This window comes from Vibrio sp. 10N.222.52.C3 (assembly GCF_041474195.1).
GTDB classification, from domain to species: domain Bacteria; phylum Pseudomonadota; class Gammaproteobacteria; order Enterobacterales; family Vibrionaceae; genus Vibrio; species Vibrio crassostreae_C.
Map to the genome: position 1 here is coordinate 1 of NZ_JBFRTQ010000018.1, position 15456 is coordinate 15456.

13 protein-coding genes are annotated in these 15456 nt (G+C 47.4%); 4 read left to right on the plus strand and 9 right to left on the minus strand.

Annotated features, from left to right (window positions below):
• Nucleotides 1–402: 402 nt before the first annotated feature.
• The 5 genes from AB4517_RS02455 to puuE all read right to left on the minus strand — a co-directional run bounded on the left by AB4517_RS02455 (nucleotide 403) and on the right by puuE (nucleotide 4881).
• A complete protein-coding gene (locus AB4517_RS02455; RefSeq protein ID WP_372147831.1) occupies nucleotides 403–1722 on the minus strand; it encodes a urate hydroxylase PuuD in 1320 nt (439 codons plus the stop codon).
• Between the two features lie 14 nt (nucleotides 1723–1736).
• Nucleotides 1737–2297 carry an ureidoglycolate lyase gene (locus tag AB4517_RS02460; protein ID WP_004732859.1) on the minus strand — a complete coding sequence of 187 codons (561 nt, stop codon included), beginning with the start codon at nucleotides 2295–2297 and terminating at the stop codon, nucleotides 1737–1739.
• 14 nt (nucleotides 2298–2311) lie between these two features.
• Nucleotides 2312–3298: an allantoicase gene (gene alc, locus AB4517_RS02465; RefSeq protein WP_372147833.1), complete on the minus strand. Its 987-nt coding sequence runs from the start codon at nucleotides 3296–3298 to the stop codon at nucleotides 2312–2314.
• A 123-nt stretch (nucleotides 3299–3421) separates the two neighbouring features.
• Nucleotides 3422–3937, minus strand: a complete 516-nt coding sequence (gene uraD, locus AB4517_RS02470) for a 2-oxo-4-hydroxy-4-carboxy-5-ureidoimidazoline decarboxylase (protein WP_372147834.1) — start codon at nucleotides 3935–3937, stop codon at nucleotides 3422–3424.
• Between the two features lie 23 nt (nucleotides 3938–3960).
• Complete coding sequence (gene puuE / locus AB4517_RS02475; RefSeq protein ID WP_372147835.1) at nucleotides 3961–4881, minus strand: allantoinase PuuE; 921 nt, start codon at nucleotides 4879–4881, stop codon at nucleotides 3961–3963.
• A 411-nt stretch (nucleotides 4882–5292) separates the two neighbouring features.
• Here puuE and uraH point away from each other — a divergent pair, with 411 nt between their 5' ends.
• The 4 genes from uraH (at nucleotide 5293) to AB4517_RS02495 (ending at nucleotide 10494) form a co-directional block, all read left to right on the plus strand.
• Nucleotides 5293–5646, plus strand: coding sequence for a hydroxyisourate hydrolase (gene uraH, locus AB4517_RS02480; protein ID WP_017083063.1), 354 nt, complete (start codon nucleotides 5293–5295; stop codon nucleotides 5644–5646).
• A 246-nt stretch (nucleotides 5647–5892) separates the two neighbouring features.
• A complete protein-coding gene (locus AB4517_RS02485) occupies nucleotides 5893–7236 on the plus strand; it encodes an NCS2 family permease (RefSeq protein ID WP_017061593.1) in 1344 nt (447 codons plus the stop codon).
• A gap of 218 nt (nucleotides 7237–7454) precedes the next feature.
• The gene (locus AB4517_RS02490) at nucleotides 7455–8906 is read left to right on the plus strand and encodes a nucleobase:cation symporter-2 family protein (RefSeq protein WP_108195230.1); all 1452 of its coding nucleotides are present in this window, start codon (nucleotides 7455–7457) and stop codon (nucleotides 8904–8906) included.
• Between the two features lie 226 nt (nucleotides 8907–9132).
• On the plus strand, nucleotides 9133–10494 hold the full coding sequence (locus AB4517_RS02495; protein WP_372147836.1) for an 8-oxoguanine deaminase: 1362 nt from the start codon (nucleotides 9133–9135) through the stop codon (nucleotides 10492–10494).
• Nucleotides 10495–10580: 86 nt separating this feature from the next.
• On the opposite strand, the gene AB4517_RS02500 is transcribed toward AB4517_RS02495, so the two are convergent.
• The 4 genes from AB4517_RS02500 to AB4517_RS02515 form a co-directional block, all read right to left on the minus strand.
• Nucleotides 10581–12017, minus strand: coding sequence for an amidohydrolase (locus tag AB4517_RS02500; RefSeq protein ID WP_136982323.1), 1437 nt, complete (start codon nucleotides 12015–12017; stop codon nucleotides 10581–10583).
• Between the two features lie 239 nt (nucleotides 12018–12256).
• Nucleotides 12257–12865 carry a TetR/AcrR family transcriptional regulator gene (locus AB4517_RS02505; protein WP_372147837.1) on the minus strand — a complete coding sequence of 203 codons (609 nt, stop codon included), beginning with the start codon at nucleotides 12863–12865 and terminating at the stop codon, nucleotides 12257–12259.
• A 163-nt stretch (nucleotides 12866–13028) separates the two neighbouring features.
• Nucleotides 13029–14339: a glycerate kinase gene (locus AB4517_RS02510; protein ID WP_372147857.1), complete on the minus strand. Its 1311-nt coding sequence runs from the start codon at nucleotides 14337–14339 to the stop codon at nucleotides 13029–13031.
• A gap of 187 nt (nucleotides 14340–14526) precedes the next feature.
• A complete protein-coding gene (locus tag AB4517_RS02515) occupies nucleotides 14527–15423 on the minus strand; it encodes a 2-hydroxy-3-oxopropionate reductase (RefSeq protein WP_372147838.1) in 897 nt (298 codons plus the stop codon).
• Nucleotides 15424–15456 lie beyond the last annotated feature (33 nt).

Consider the following 15456-nt stretch of genomic DNA (forward strand, 5'->3'; position numbering starts at 1 on the left):
CTTCAATTATTTGGTCATAAATAATTTCTAGATCTAAAGCTTTGACTAGCAAAGAACGTATCTCTTGATAATTCTCCGCATCAGAATCTGATACGTCAAAAACTCGGTGCTCTGCTGTTTCAGTATTAAATACAACGATATTTTTCATAACTCTCTCAACTGATCTTGAACATCAACACTCTGCCCGACTAGACAGGAACAACCAACAGCACACTTTAATTCACATATGCACCTAGAGTCACCAACTGAATGATAATTCTGCATTTCTTTTGTCCAAAAACAAAAAGCCCCGGTTATAGGAACCGGGGAAACAGGGTGGGATGAGTTTGGTGCGTGCCCGAAACCAAACTCTCCCCAAGCCTCACCTAAGACTCATGCTCTTAGGTAAAGGATTTCACATCATTATTGAAGCGTAGCGCCTTGCTCTACCCAAGTGCCGATGAGTGCGCGCTCTGCGTCGGTCATTTGAGTCATGTTGCCGAGCGGCATCACCTTGGTTGTTACGGTTTGAGCAACAATCCTTGGGACGTTGGCTTTGATCTCTTCTGGGGTATCAAGCATGACACCTGCTGGCGCAGCAGCAAAAGCGGCGTGGCTCGGGGTTGCAGAGTGACACACTGAACAACGCTCTTGAATGACTTTGTTAATGGTTTCAAAGCTTACACCTGCGCTAGCCGTTTGCATTGCGTGGTCTGCAGGTACAACTGGGGCATCTGCCGAAGTTGAAGCAGTGCTGTTCGAAACAGCCTCTTCTGTCGCCGATTCAGTCGCGCTTACTTGCATTTCTTGAACCACAGGAGCTTGCACAACCGGAGTCATCTGCTTTTTCGCGTAAGGTGAGGTAACAAACGCGAGAGTAATCATACCCAATGCCGCTACAGGTACAGTCCATGCAAACTTTTGGCTACCATGACGTGTGTTGAAGTAGTGACGCACTAAGATACTGAAGATCGCTAGCCCAGCAAGAATCAACCAGTTGTACTCCGAGCCATAAGTACTTGGGAAGTGGTTACTGATCATGATGAACAGCACTGGCAGTGTCATGTAGTTGTTGTGACGAGAACGCAGTAGACCTTTCGCTGGCAATGCAGGATCCGGTTCGCGCTTCTCTTCAATCGCTTTCACCAAGTTGCGCTGTGCAGGCATGATAACGCGGAATACGTTACCCACCATAATGGTACCAATAATCGCCCCTACGTGGATGTAAGCACCACGGCCACTGAACACTTGAGTTAGGCCATATGTTGCAGCGACTAGTAGTACAAACAGCACAACGCCAAGCAACACGGGGGTTTTACCTAATGGCGAGTCACACAGTAAGTCGTAGATAAACCAACCGGCAACGAATGAACCAATACCAATCGCGATTGCCGTTTTTGAATCAAGGCCAGAGCCTGGTGCAATCAGGTAGATTTCAGCGTTGAGGTAGTAAACCACACCCAGTAAACACACACCGGTGATCCACGTGAAATAAGCTTCCCATTTGAACCAGTGCAGGTGCTCTGGCATCTCTGGTGGCGCAAGTTTGTACTTCTCTAGGTGATAAATACCACCACCGTGAATCGCCCATAAGTCGCCTGAAAGGCCCGTTTTTGGGTTTACTCGGTTAAGGTTGTTCTCTAACCAAACAAAGTAAAATGATGCGCCTATCCACGCAACACCAACAATCATGTGAGCCCAGCGTATTGCTAAATTCAACCATTCTGTAATATGCGGATCCATAATAAACTCCTGTATCACAACGCTTTAGCTAAGCGTTGCTCTTCCTTATTGTCGTCCGTTGGCAAGTCGTCCAAATGCAATGCCACTCGGTCGCTGTCGAAATAAACTTCGTCACAGTTATGCCCTTCGCCGCCTCTATCGACGATCAAGAACTGGTCTTGATCGGTGAGGGCGAGAACTGGGTGATGCCACACCCCTTTGTGATAGTTCACTCCTTGACGGCCGTTGCTCAAGAAAGCTCGGCTATTGGCTAATGTTGGATCGTCGCCTTTTGGCGCAACAACAATTAAATAGGGTTGACCAAGTAATGGAATGAATGCCTGAGAGCCAAGTGGATGACGCTCTAACATTTTGATGGTCAGTGGGTAGCTCAGCGGTGTGGCTTGGAAGATGCTGATGATGGCTTCTCCGTCTTGGTCTTGCACATCCGTTGTCGCTAGCTTGTGGTAGCGACGTGTTGATCCACTGTTGATCATGAAGAAATCACTATTATCGGACTCGATAACATCGCCAAACTCTGCAAAAGCCTGCTTGGTTAACGGTTCGATAGATAAACGACGTATTCCATTACTCATACTCATTTCCTTACCTATTTCGCTTTCGTACCAAATAGACGCAAACGGCTGATACCACCATCTGGGAATATGTTTGCACGTACGTGGGTAATCGCACCAAGGTCGTTTACCTCAGAAATGAATTCGTGAATCTCATGCGCTTGCAGCTTTTGTGCTGGCAAGAGTTCACGCCAGAATAGGCTTTGTGTTTCCACTTGGTCATCGGTGCCACCTTTCACGTAAGCCGCTTGGATTGAGCAGCTGTCTGGGTAGTTACCTTTGAAGTGTGCCGTATCCACAACGATACGTTCGATGTTACCTGGGTGACCTAATGCCACGATAACCCAGTCGTTACCCGGTGTACGACGACGCGCTGTTTCCCAACCGTCCCCCATGTTTTCACCGCGGCCTGGACCTAAGATGTTGGCTTTGTTGCCGTAGTGCTCGTCACTACATGCGAGAGCTCGGCCACCGTGTTCAACGGCTGCTAGGTCGACTTGTTGCTGAGAATCAATTGCGTCCCAATCCACGCTTGGTCGGCCATAAACACGTAAGCGTGCGACACCGCCGTCTGGGTAGATGTTCAAACGTAGGTGCGTAAATACTTGGTCACTTTCGATTTCTTCAAGATGATGATGATCACCTTGTAGTGCCATTGAAGGCAGAATTTCTTGCCACTCTGTTGAGTCTGTTGGCTCACCTTGTGGTGAATAACACGCGTCAATTGATGCCGAAGGTGGGAAGTTACCTGTGAAGAATGAGGTATCAATATCAACGCCAGCAATGGTGCCAGCTAGACCAAGGCGAACGACACAGTAATCGTAACCTTCGCCGCGTTTACGTCTGCTTTCCCAACCGTCCATCCACTTGCCGTTGTCGTCATATAAGTCGTCTTTCCACTCTGGGGCTGCGTGGCTGAGAAGACGGCTTTTATCCGCGAAAAAATCGTCGGTAGCAAAGGTAGCTTCTGCACCGAGTTTTTCGTCTGCAAGGTTTATGTATTGTTCAAATGTTTGGGTCATGTCCGTGTAATCCTATCCAATTAATCAAGTAATAATAAAATGAGAACTTAGTGGTTTATTCGCTTATAAAGCGTGCTCTTAGCGCACTAAGACTGGGCTGAGATAGCTGTTAACTCCGTTAACTTACATATCCCAGAGACGAAACATCGCGATCTTGTTGATCTCTTGAATCGCCGTAGCAAACTCAGTTTCACTATCATTTCCTAATCGCATCTCGAACGACTCAAGAATTTGGTAACGATTGGCTCCCTTCACCGCCATGATAAAAGGGAAATTGAAGCGACTTTTGTAGCTGTTGTTGTAAGAAGTGAATTTTTCAAATTCTTCGGCGCTGCACTGGTCGATGCCCGCCCCCGCTTGTTCTTTGGTCGACGACTCGGTGAGTTCGCCGTTTACTGCTGCTCTGCCCGCTAAATCTGGGTGAGCATTGATCAAAGCCAACTGTTTGCCTTGGTCGGCATTTAACAAGGTTGATGCCATTTTTAGATGAAGATTCTCGATATGATCATCTTCGGCATTCAAACCTTGGTCATAAACCGCTTCAGCAACCCATGGGCTGTGTTCGTACACATCAGCAAAGTGCTCGACAAAGGTATCGCGGTTCATGGTTGTTGGTTGGCAAGATCGAAATTCAGTCACGTTAAGCCTCCTTGCTGTTCGTTCTAATTTTGTTGTTCGTTGTATGGGTGATGTTGGTGCCAGTGATTGGCGATATCGATTCGACGACATAGCCACACGCTGTCATGCTGTTTTACGTAATCTAAGAAACGTCTTAATGCAGCAATACGACCGGGACGACCAATAAGACGACAATGCAGTCCTACCGACATCATTTTCGGTGCGGTTTCGCCTTCCATATAAAGGGTGTCAAACGTGTCTTTTAAATACTGGAAGAACTGCTCACCCGAGTTGAAGCCTTGCGCGGTTGAAAAACGCATGTCGTTCACATCAAGTGTGTAAGGGATCACCAATTGCGGATGACCAGTTTCGGTGTGCCAATAAGGCAGGTCATCATCATAGGCATCTGAGTCGTAAAGAAAGCCGCCTTCTTCTGCCACTAAGCGACGCGTATTTGGCCCAGTTCGACCTGTGTACCAACCTTGTGGGCGTTGACCCGTCACTTGTTGGATGATCTCAATCGCTTTGGTCATGTGGTCGCGCTCTTCTGACTCATCAATGTATTGATAGTCTATCCAGCGATAACCGTGGCTACAGATTTCGTGACCCGCTTCGACCATGGCTTTGGCAACCTCTGGGTGACGCTCAATCGCCATTGCAACCGCAAATACGGTCAGTGGGATTTCATATTCATCGAACAAGCGAAGAACACGCCACACACCCGCACGGCTACCATATTCATAGATGGATTCCATGCTCATGTGACGTTCGCCTTTGATCGGCTGTGCTGACGGGATCTCTGAAAGAAAAGCTTCAGACTCGTCGTCTCCATGTAACAAACAACGCTCACCGCCCTCTTCATAGTTCAATACAAAAGAAACCGCGACGCGCGCATTACCTGGCCATTGAGGGTTTGGAGGGTTAGCTCCGTAACCGATCAAATTTCTTGAATAATCCTTATTCATCCAAGTACTCCTAACATAAGTGGTTGGCTTAGCCGCTCTTTAAGTAAGTCACCAAATGATTCAACCAAATGGATTCTCGATAAACAGAGCAACCTTACCCCTGTACATTTATTGTATACAATTATTTATCTCAATGTAAAGATTTTGTTATTCAAGTTAAATTTACGCACTATTACTAATTAAAAACAACAACTTAATAAAACCAAAACTCACCAAAAAACGATAATCAAGATCTATAAAGTCAGAAAAAACGACACAATAGTTAACATTTTTCCAACAATTAGCTTTACTAATTGTGTACAGTTCGTACATAGTTAGTGATAACAAAGTGACCAGTTGCATTCTTTGCAAGGTCGAAACAGACAGATAAACCACGGAACAGAGGAGCGCCAAAAGCGCTATTAAAGGACTATGGGAAGATTAACAACACACGTATTAGACACAACTCACGGCTTACCGGGTGCAGAGATCAAGGTAGAGCTTTATAAGGTCAATGAAGACTCAACAGAAAAGTTGGCGACGGTAATCACTAACTCCGATGGCCGAACCGATGCGCCAATTCTGGCAGGGAATGATTTCCGACCGGGGAAATATCAATTGGTGTTTTACGTAGCCGATTACTACAGAAGTAAAGGCGTGGAATTGGATGGCGTGCCTTTCCTAGACGATGTTGTTATTCGCTTTGGTCTAGATGATCCAGAAGCGCATTATCACGTTCCTCTTCTCGTCTCGCCTTACAGTTTCTCAACCTATCGGGGCAGTTAGTCCCGTGTCCTAGAACTTCGAACTAGGCCCAACCATCGAATAATAAACAGATTCGTGCGTGCATCTAAAATGATGCGCGCTCATTAAACACGCTCATATAAAAATACTAATAACGTTATTAGTTAGAAGTTGATGACTAATCAACTGATAGCTAAAGAAATAGCGGCTAGGAAAAAACCTTAAAACTTAATATTGAAATCTCGCTGTATTCAATAAATGGATCACAACATAAAAGGACTTGCTGACATGAGTGAGAGTAAAACAGAAATACTCAACCAAGATGCGAATAACGGAATTTTAGAGAAACTCTTTAAAATTAAGGCACACGGAAGCAGTGTGAAAAATGAGTTGGTCGGCGGTGTCACCACCTTCGCAACCATGGCTTACATCATCTTCGTTAACCCACAAATCATGGCCGCATCGGGTATGGATGCAGGAGCGGTATTCGTCGCAACCTGTATTGGTGCAGCTATCGGTTGTTTGTTAATGGGGTTATTTGCGAACTGGCCTGTCGGACTTGCGCCGGGCATGGGCTTGAATGCCTTCTTCTCGTTCACGGTAGTAAGCGAAATGGGCTACAGCTGGGAAGTGGCACTGGGTGCGGTGTTTATCTCAGGTATCTTGTTTGTCGGGATGAGTTTCTACAAAGTCCGCCAATGGATCATTGAAAGTATCCCTGTGAGTTTACGTTACTCCATGACTGCGGGCGTTGGTTTGTTCTTAGGTCTAATTGGTCTTAAAACAGCAGGTATCGTCGTCGAAAACCCAGCAACACTGGTATCACTAGGTGACTTCACTAAACCTGAAGCGCTACTGGCCGCTATCGCTTTCCTTATCATCGCTGTTCTGAGTGAGCGTAAAGTATTTGGTGCGGTGTTAATCGGTATTTTGAGTGTAACGCTCGTCGGTATGATGCTTGGCTTAGTGCATTACAACGGCTTCTTCGCGGCGCCACCAAGCTTAGCGCCTACGTTCCTAAAAATGGACATTATGGGCGCTCTCGATGTTTCAATGATCAGCGTTATCTTGGCTTTCCTTTTTGTAAACATGTTCGATACCGCGGGTACTTTGATGGGCGTGGCTGAGCGTGCAAACCTAACTAACCCTGAAACGGGAAAAATTGAAGGCCTGAGCAAAGCGCTCAAAGCCGACAGTATCTCAAGTGTGGCAGGTGCGTGTGTGGGTTGTCCGCCAGTAACCAGTTACGTAGAAAGTGCAGCGGGCGTTGCAGCAGGCGCACGAACAGGCCTATCTGCGATTGTGGTTGGGGTGTTGTTCTTAGCGGCAATTTTCCTATCTCCACTAGCAGGCATGATCCCCGCTTACGCAACCTCTGGCGCGTTAATTTACGTAGCGTTCGTGATGATGAGCAGCATGCAGCACGTTGATTGGAAAGACTTCACCAACGGTGCTCCCGCAGCCATTACAGCGTTGATGATGCCTCTGACCTTCTCTATCGCGAATGGTATCGCACTGGGTTTCATTACCTACACAGTGCTGAAACTGGCGACAGGTAAAACAAAAGACGTCTCGATTTCGATGTACTTCTTAGCGGCTATTTTTGTCGCGAAGCTCGTGTTCATCGGTTAATCACCCAACGTAACTATCGCTTGGCTTGTTCGCAGGCCGAGCTATCAAGACACATGCTAGAACAACATTTTTAAGAAAAAGCTAATTGTGCTAATCAGCGGAGCGCAGGCGCATTCCGCTCGGTTAGTGCACCTTTTTTATGACCCTACGCAGTTTGTAGAAGTCATTATTTGACCGCCAATCGCCTGTAAACGGAAACACAGGCAGAGGAATATCAAATGAAACTTCTGTACACCCTAAATGAAAGACCGCCTCACGGCTTAACCTTCCTACTCGCATTACAGCACATGCTCGCCTCGATTGGTGGCATCGTCGCTGTTCCCCTTATTGTCGGCGCGTCAATTGGCTTGCCTAACACCGAGATCGTTTCGCTGATCAATGCTGCGCTGCTGGCTTCAGGTATTGTAACCGTCGCTCAATGTCTCGGTTTTGGCCCTGTTGGCATTCGACTGCCCGTGGTGATGGGTTCGAGCTTTGCCTTTTTGGGCGTCGCCATTTCAATCGGTAACGAAGGTGGTGTCGCCGCAATCATGGGCTCAGCGCTTATCGGCTCGTTCGTGGTGATTGGTGCCAGCTTCTATATGGACAAGGTTCGAAAGCTGTTCCCAACCGTGGTAAGTGGTGTAGTGGTTACCTTAATCGGCTTAACCATTTTACCGGTTGCCATGAACTGGGTCGGAGACTCTCCTGCCAACACAGAACAATTCGCCACACTACCTAAACTGTTTCTAGCCCTTGTATCGCTAGGCATCGTGGTCGGCGTATCGGTTTACTGTAAAGGCGCGGTTGCCGCTTCAGCCATCGTGATTGGTTTGGCGGGCGGCTACATTGTGGCGCTATCACTCGGCATGGTCGACCTTGAGCAAATCAGCTCTGCCGCTTGGATCGGTGGACCTGAGCCCTTCAAATATGGCTTTACCTTTTCTGCGAGTGCCATCATCAGCATGAGCTTGGTGTACATCGTGGTTATCGCCGAAGCAACAGGTGACTTCATGGCACTAGGCAACAACTGCCAAACCCAAGTCAGCGGTAAAGACTTAAAACGTGGTCTATTGGGCGATGGACTTGGTAGTACCTTATCTTCGATTTTGACGGCAATGCCATTGGCGTCGTTCAGTCAAAACGTCGGCATTGTAGGTATCACAGGTGTAGCAAGTCGCTATGTAGTGGCTGCAACCGGTGGTTTACTAATTTTAGGCGGTTTATTCCCGAAATTAGCCGCCATTGCCGTCACGATTCCGAAACCTGTTCTAGGTGGTGTGGGTTTTGTGATGTTCGGAATGATTGCCTACGCGGGTATCCGCATGTTGATCAAGGCCGCAGACACCAAGCGAAATGCCTTGGTAATCTGTGTTGGTTTAGCGTCTGGCTTAGCCGTCACTTTCGAACCAAGATTGCTGCAACACTTACCGCATGATTTGGCGAACTTCCTTCACTCTGGCATTACCACGGGCACCATCATGACGGTTCTTCTAAACCTTGTGTTGCCGAAGTCTTCACGAGCAGAAGAGCAAGAAGCACTGGCCGAAAGCCAAGCGCAAGTTGAGCTAGAAATGAAAGAACAGGCTGAAGAAGAACGACACTCAGACGAGCAATTAGAGATTCGACAAGCAAGTACAGAAACAGACGTTCAAGCGGCATCAGAAAATCCTGAGCCCAAAGCGAACTAACTAGCTAACTCTCGAACTAATTAAGTCTGGAACTAACTAAGTCTCAAATTAACTGAGTCTAGAACTAACTGGTTCACTGACTAACGTAAAACCGATTTTCACAGAATCAGGGAATGATTAGAGCATTGAACGTTTTCACGCCCTGATTCGAATTTATCTTTCAACAGCAAATACCAATAAAGACCCTCTTCCCTGAAAAGGCTGAGATGGCTAAGGACTACTATGAATGGAAACCATCTGGATTAAGAATCCTCTCGCAATCTACACTGGCTCACTGGCTGATGCAGAAGGCGGTATTGTCATTAAAGGTAATACAATCATCGAGCTGGTTGGCAAACACAAAGAACCGACCTTACCCGTAGATTACAGCGTCGACGCCTCGCGTCATGTTGTGACTCCTGGGCTTATCAATGCGCACCACCACTTCTATCAAACCCTAACGCGTGCCTACCCCGGCGCACTGAATAAAGAACTCTTCCATTGGCTACAAAGCCTCTATCCAGTTTGGGCCAACCTCGATTCGGAGATGATGAGCCTTGCCACAGAATTAGCTCTGGTTGAGTTGATGATGTCGGGCTGTACCACAGCGTCAGACCATCATTACTTGCTGCCAAACGGGCTAGAGCACGCCATCGATTTACAAGTCGAGGCCGCAGAGAAACTAGGTGTAAGAGCGATATTTACGCGCGGTTCCATGAGCCTTGGGGAAGATGAAGGTGGGCTACCTCCACGACACACCATTCAAGCCGAACAAACCATCATTGATGACAGCCAACGCTTGATTCGCGATTACCACCAGCGTGATGAAGGGGCGATGATTCAAATCGCACTCGCGCCTTGTTCGCCGTTCTCGGTCACCACCGATCTAATGAAAGAGACCGCCAAGATCAGTGAGCGTGAGAACGTGATGATGCACACTCACCTATGCGAAACGCTCGATGAAGAGGACTTCTGTATCGAGAAGTTCGGTCTACGCCCTGTCGATTACCTAGAAGATGTGGGCTGGCTGAATGAACGCACTTGGCTTGCACACGGCATTCACTTCAATCCAGACGAGATCAAGCGCTTGGGTAAAGCAGGCATTGGCATCAGCCACTGCCCGACGTCCAACATGATGCTGGCTTCTGGTATTTGTAAGAACAACGACCTTGAAGCAGCTGGCGTTAAAGTCGGGCTAGGTGTAGATGGTTCCGCGTCAAACGATGGTTCGAATATGATTGCTGAAGTACGCATGGCGATGTACTTACAGCGCCTGCAGTATGGCTCTGCCAACGTTTCACACTTTGATGCACTGCGCTGGGCGACATCCGGTTCTGCCGCGGCAATGGGCAGAACCGACATTGGTACACTAGAGGTTGGCAAACAAGCCGATATCGCGATGTTCAAGCTCGATGATATTCGTTTTTCTGGCAGCCACGACCCACTGGCCGCATTACTACTTTGTGGTGCTCAACAAGCGGATAAAGTGATGGTTGCAGGTAAGTGGCGAGTGAACGATGGCGCTGTGATTGGCGTAGACATGGAACAACTAATGCACCGTCACCATGCAGCTGCGATGAAACTAGGAAAACTGGCAATGAATAATTAAATACTCTCTAACTAGAAAAGCGAAAAAAGGCCGACGTGATGTCGGCCTTGTTCATTCAGTTCGATTTTTAGAAACCGATTTACATCTTAATCCATCAAGCTCTTCGACTTAATCGCCTTCTTAGAAAGCTCTTTGGCAAAGGCTTTGATATCTGTTTCAAACTCATCGACGCTTTGGCGGATTTCATCCAGTTGAACGGTTTGCATTACACGGTTTTCCATTACGATTTGGCCGTTCACAATCGTCGTGTCGATGTTGCTTGGGTTCGCTTGGTAAACCAAGGTCGCGTAAGGGTCGTAATTTGGCATCATGTTCGCTGATGTTGTCTCTACAATCACGATGTCTGCCTTCTTACCCGCTTCAAGAGAACCGATTTGATCTTCCATGTGTAGGGCTTTCGCGCCACCTAATGTCGCCATCTCGATAACTTGCTCAGGAATCATGATAGTGCGGTCAGAATGCTTTAAACGTTGCATGTTCGCTGCGTAGCTTAATGTGCGCATGATATCGACTTGGTTAGAGCTCATTGGGCCATCTGTTCCTAAGCCTACTCGCATGTCAGCACGGTACATATCCCATGCTGGTGCGATGCCAGTTGCACCTTTAGCGTTCGCCATTGGGTTGTATGAGATCCCTGCGTCAGCTTGCTTTAGAAGCTTTTGATCGTTCTCCGAAAGATGGATACCGTGAGCAATGACTACGCGCTCGTCCAGCACACCAATTTCATCCATGTATTCGACTGGCGATGTTGCCTTAGTTTCATCTTTGATGCGTTTCTCTTCATTTGGGAATTCAGCAACGTGAATCAGCACCGGCACATCGTATTGAGCAGACAGCTTGTTGATTTCTTGCAGCTTATCTTTGCTCACGGTGTACACCGCATGTGGCGCATAAGCAGGCGTGATTAGCTCATCGTTTTTGTATTGTTCGATAAAGCCTTTGGCGTATTCAATGCCGCCGTAAGGTTCTTTGGCATCGACCACTGGGAACTTAATCACGGTTTCGCCGAGCACAGCGCGTAAGCCGACTTCTTTGGTCGCCTTGGCCATTTCATCCATGTGGTAATACATATCGGCATAAGTGGTTACACCGCTTTGTGCTAGTTCGATAGAGCCAAGCTTGGTTGCGTTGTAAATCAGTTCACGGCTTAGCTTTTCGGCTTCTAGAGGGAAGAAGTAAGCGAACAGACGATTCGAAATACCCTCTTCCCCTAAGCCACGAAACGCGATCATCGGTAAATGGTTGTGCGCGTTCACCATACCCGGCATGACGATTCCATCTTGAGCATCAATCACTTTTTCTGCGCGATATTGAGTCATTAAATCCTCGGTACCGACTGCGATGATCTGGTCGTTTTTCACTACAACAACACCATCTTCAATCACATCCATTTCTGAATTGATGGTGAGAACCTGTCCGTTGGTGATGATCAGATCAGCGTTGTATGTTTGCGTCGCGACCGTTGAACCGCAACCTGCAAGCAGAACTGCGCTGATGGTGCATGCCAAGCTTTTAAGCGTCATTGCTAAACCTTAATGTTGTGCGTGTAATATTGTTAGCGGCTTCATCTATAAGTTTCCAGCTTTTCGCTTTTCAGAAGAGTAAGTGCCGCCAATTTTCGCGATACTATAACCTGTCATTTAAATAAAATGGCATACCTAATCGAACCGAATTCAAGATAAATGAGTTATTGCACAACAGGTCACAAAAGAGGTTCTGTGCTTATAGTCACTCACACACCTAGATAAACGTTCAAACAACATTAGCTTTTCACACCACAGCCTTTAATCACCAACTGCGTGATGAACTGAGCGGCATCGGCATAGTCTTTATCATCGAGCTGTTCTTTCTGCATCACGCTGCAAATCTGCCAGCCAAAATCGGCGTAAGTTTGCGTAGCCGCCCAAATGGTGAACATGAGGTGGTGCGCAGGGACGTCGTCCATTAAGCCTTGCGCTGACCATGTCGAGAACTTATCAAGAATCATCTGGGATTGCTTATACAGCTCGTCACCAATCTCTTTCGGCAATACTTTAGCGCCAGACATCACTTCATTGGCAAATACCTTAGAAGCATGTGGATGGTCGCGAGAAATGATCAGCTTGGTTTGAATATATTGAGACAAGGCTTCAACAGGATCGCTCAACTCTTCAATCGGACGAGACGCTTCTAGTAAAGGCTGAGTGACGGTTTCAAGCACAGCGTTGTAGAGCTTATCTTTTGAGCTGAAATAGTAGAAGACGTTGGGTTTGGGAATGTCGGCCGCTTTTGCGATATCAGCCATTTTTGTTGCGGCATAACCATGAGTGGCGAATTGTTCACACGCGACTTCGATGATTAAATCTTGATTCTTTTGTCTGATCCTAGACATATTGCATCCTTTACAGCTCGTTACTAAAATCATAGTAATCAACGTGCTTCATTAGTCCAGAAGATAATCTCAGAACTCAAGGTCACCGCATTGATAACAATAAAATGGCCGCTCTATTTGTTAAGAAGCGACCATTCCATACCGTGTTTTTGAACTGTTCAAGTTAAAGAATCAATATCGCGCGGAAGTCATTCACATTGGTCAGCGTTGGCCCCGTGGTTAGAAGCACATCGACTTGCTTGAAAAAATCGTAGCTGTTGTTCGCATCGAGATAGTCTTGCGCTTTAAGCGACAGGCTAGAACCTAGTTGCCATGTTTGAGGCGTGATCCATGCTCCCGCATTGTCTTCAACACCATCAATCCCGTCGGTATCAGCAGCCAATGCAAATATGTTGTCTTGGCCTTTAAGCTCGTTATACAAGCTCAACAAGAACTCACAGTTACGCCCACCGCGACCATTCCCTTTAACGGTTACCGTGGTTTCCCCGCCGGAAAGTATCACGCAAGGCGTCTCAAATGGGTGCTTGTTATTAGCCACTTGTTTGGCTAGCGCAGCATGCACCTTCGCGACATCTCGCGCTTCTCCCTCTATGCAATCACTCAACACATAAGCGGGAATACCCAAGCCTTCAGCTTCTGCAGCAGCGGATTCCAATGCCGACATCGGGGTCGCGATAATATGGTGCTCTGCATTTTTCCAACATACGTCATCTGGCTTTACGGTTTCTGACTCTGGATTATTTAACCATTCAAATGCCGTGCGTGGTGTTTCTATTTGGTAACGCTCTAAAATTGCCATCGCATCAAAACGCGTGGTGGTGTCGGGTACGGTTGGGCCCGATGCAATCACACTGATGCCATCGCCCGGCACATCTGAAATAGCTAAAGAGACCACTCTTGCTGGGTAAGCAGCCTTTGCTAGTCGCCCACCTTTGATTGACGATAAATGCTTGCGCACACAGTTCATCTCATCAATGGCGGCGCCTGATTTAAGCAACGCCTTATTGATTTGTTGCTTCTCTGCTAGGCTGATGTCACCACCGGGCAAACTTAGCAAAGCAGAGCCACCGCCTGACAGTAGGCAAATAACCGTGTCGTCAGCACTCAAACTACTCACCAATTGCAGCATACGTTGGCTTACCTCTAAGCCCATCGCATCTGGTACTGGATGCGCCGCTTCAATCACCTCAATGTGTTCGCAAGGTGCGGTGTGCTCATAACGAGTCACCACTAAGCCTTCAAGATCACGCAGTGCGAGATCTTGCTGTTTCTTTGACTGCCAAACCGCTTCAAGCTCTGCGGCCATCGACGCGGCTGCTTTTCCTGCTCCTATCACCACAGTACGCCCGGCTTGATTAGCAGAGCGATAAAAAATGTCTTGAGGAAGAAAAGGTTCGATGTGATTTTTAGGTAGCGCCTGATTAACAGCACTTGAGAAAAGGGTTTGCAGAAACTGCTTAGCATCAATGTCCATCATCCACTCCTTAGTTGACGGAGAAAAAAAGAACCCCGATACAAGGCCAAAGGGTGCCTGCTAAGATCAAGTTGGAAAGGAACAACTTCAACCTTTGCCTCGTATCAGGAACGCGTATAAAAGGAGACGAAACTACGCGATTTATAAACAAACTGTTGGGCTACGCATCGATAGCAGCCCTAATTAATTAACGAATCGAGTGGTCAGAACGTTTCTCAATCGCTTGGATAAGCGCAGAGTGGTCCCAACCTTCACCGCCCATTTCGGCGCACTCGCCAAATAGCTCTTGAGCGTTAGCCGTATTCGGTAGTGCGACACCTAATTCTTGTGCGCCCGTTAGCGCAAGATTCAGGTCTTTCTGGTGAAGCGAGATTCTAAATCCAGGATCAAATGTACCTTCAACCATGCGCTCGCCATGCACTTCCAAGATCTTAGAGTTAGCAAAGCCACCTAATAGCGCTTGACGAACTCGTGCTGGATCAGCACCAGCTTTTGAAGCAAATACTAACGCCTCAGACACGGCTTCGATATTCAGCGCCACAATGATTTGGTTTGCGACCTTACAGGTTTGACCTGCACCGTTATCACCCACCAGCGTGATGTTCTTACCCATGATTTCGAAAAGAAGTCGTGCTTTATCAAAGGCGTCTTGCTCACCGCCCACCATGATAGTCAGAGCCGCGTTTATCGCGCCAACTTCACCACCTGAAACCGGAGCATCAAGGTATGAAGCACCACCTTCGTTGATTCGAGCGGCAATGGCTTTGGTTGCGATTGGCGAGATTGAACTCATGTCGATAACCAGTTTCCCAGTTGCTCCGCCCGCCGTGAGGCCTTTCTCGACGCCGTTGTCACCAAACAGGACATCTTCAACTTGAGGGGTATTCGGCACCATTAGGATAATGATATCCGCTGCTTCAGCCGCTTCTGCTGGTGAGTGGCAGACCGTTGCGCCTGCTGCCACAAGATCGGCAGGTGCTGCATTAAAGTGATCCGACAGAATCAAATCGTGACCTGCTTTTTGAAGGTTACTCGCCATAGGTTTACCCATGATGCCAGTTCCGATAAATGCAATTTTAGACATGTTGTTCTCCTTAACGTTTGAGGGTTACCAGAC

Coding starts and splice junctions, on each gene's coding strand:
- AB4517_RS02455 (WP_372147831.1), bottom strand. CDS start 1,722: ATGGATCCGCATATTACAGAATGGTTGAATTTAGCAATACGCTGGGCT.
- alc (WP_372147833.1), bottom strand. CDS start 3,298: ATGACCCAAACATTTGAACAATACATAAACCTTGCAGACGAAAAACTC.
- AB4517_RS02515 (WP_372147838.1), bottom strand. CDS start 15,423: ATGTCTAAAATTGCATTTATCGGAACTGGCATCATGGGTAAACCTATG.
- AB4517_RS02460 (WP_004732859.1), bottom strand. CDS start 2,297: ATGAGTAATGGAATACGTCGTTTATCTATCGAACCGTTAACCAAGCAG.
- AB4517_RS02490 (WP_108195230.1), top strand. CDS start 7,455: ATGAAACTTCTGTACACCCTAAATGAAAGACCGCCTCACGGCTTAACC.
- AB4517_RS02505 (WP_372147837.1), bottom strand. CDS start 12,865: ATGTCTAGGATCAGACAAAAGAATCAAGATTTAATCATCGAAGTCGCG.
- uraH (WP_017083063.1), top strand. CDS start 5,293: ATGGGAAGATTAACAACACACGTATTAGACACAACTCACGGCTTACCG.
- AB4517_RS02495 (WP_372147836.1), top strand. CDS start 9,133: ATGGAAACCATCTGGATTAAGAATCCTCTCGCAATCTACACTGGCTCA.
- AB4517_RS02500 (WP_136982323.1), bottom strand. CDS start 12,017: ATGACGCTTAAAAGCTTGGCATGCACCATCAGCGCAGTTCTGCTTGCA.
- AB4517_RS02510 (WP_372147857.1), bottom strand. CDS start 14,339: ATGGACATTGATGCTAAGCAGTTTCTGCAAACCCTTTTCTCAAGTGCT.
- AB4517_RS02485 (WP_017061593.1), top strand. CDS start 5,893: ATGAGTGAGAGTAAAACAGAAATACTCAACCAAGATGCGAATAACGGA.
- puuE (WP_372147835.1), bottom strand. CDS start 4,881: ATGAATAAGGATTATTCAAGAAATTTGATCGGTTACGGAGCTAACCCT.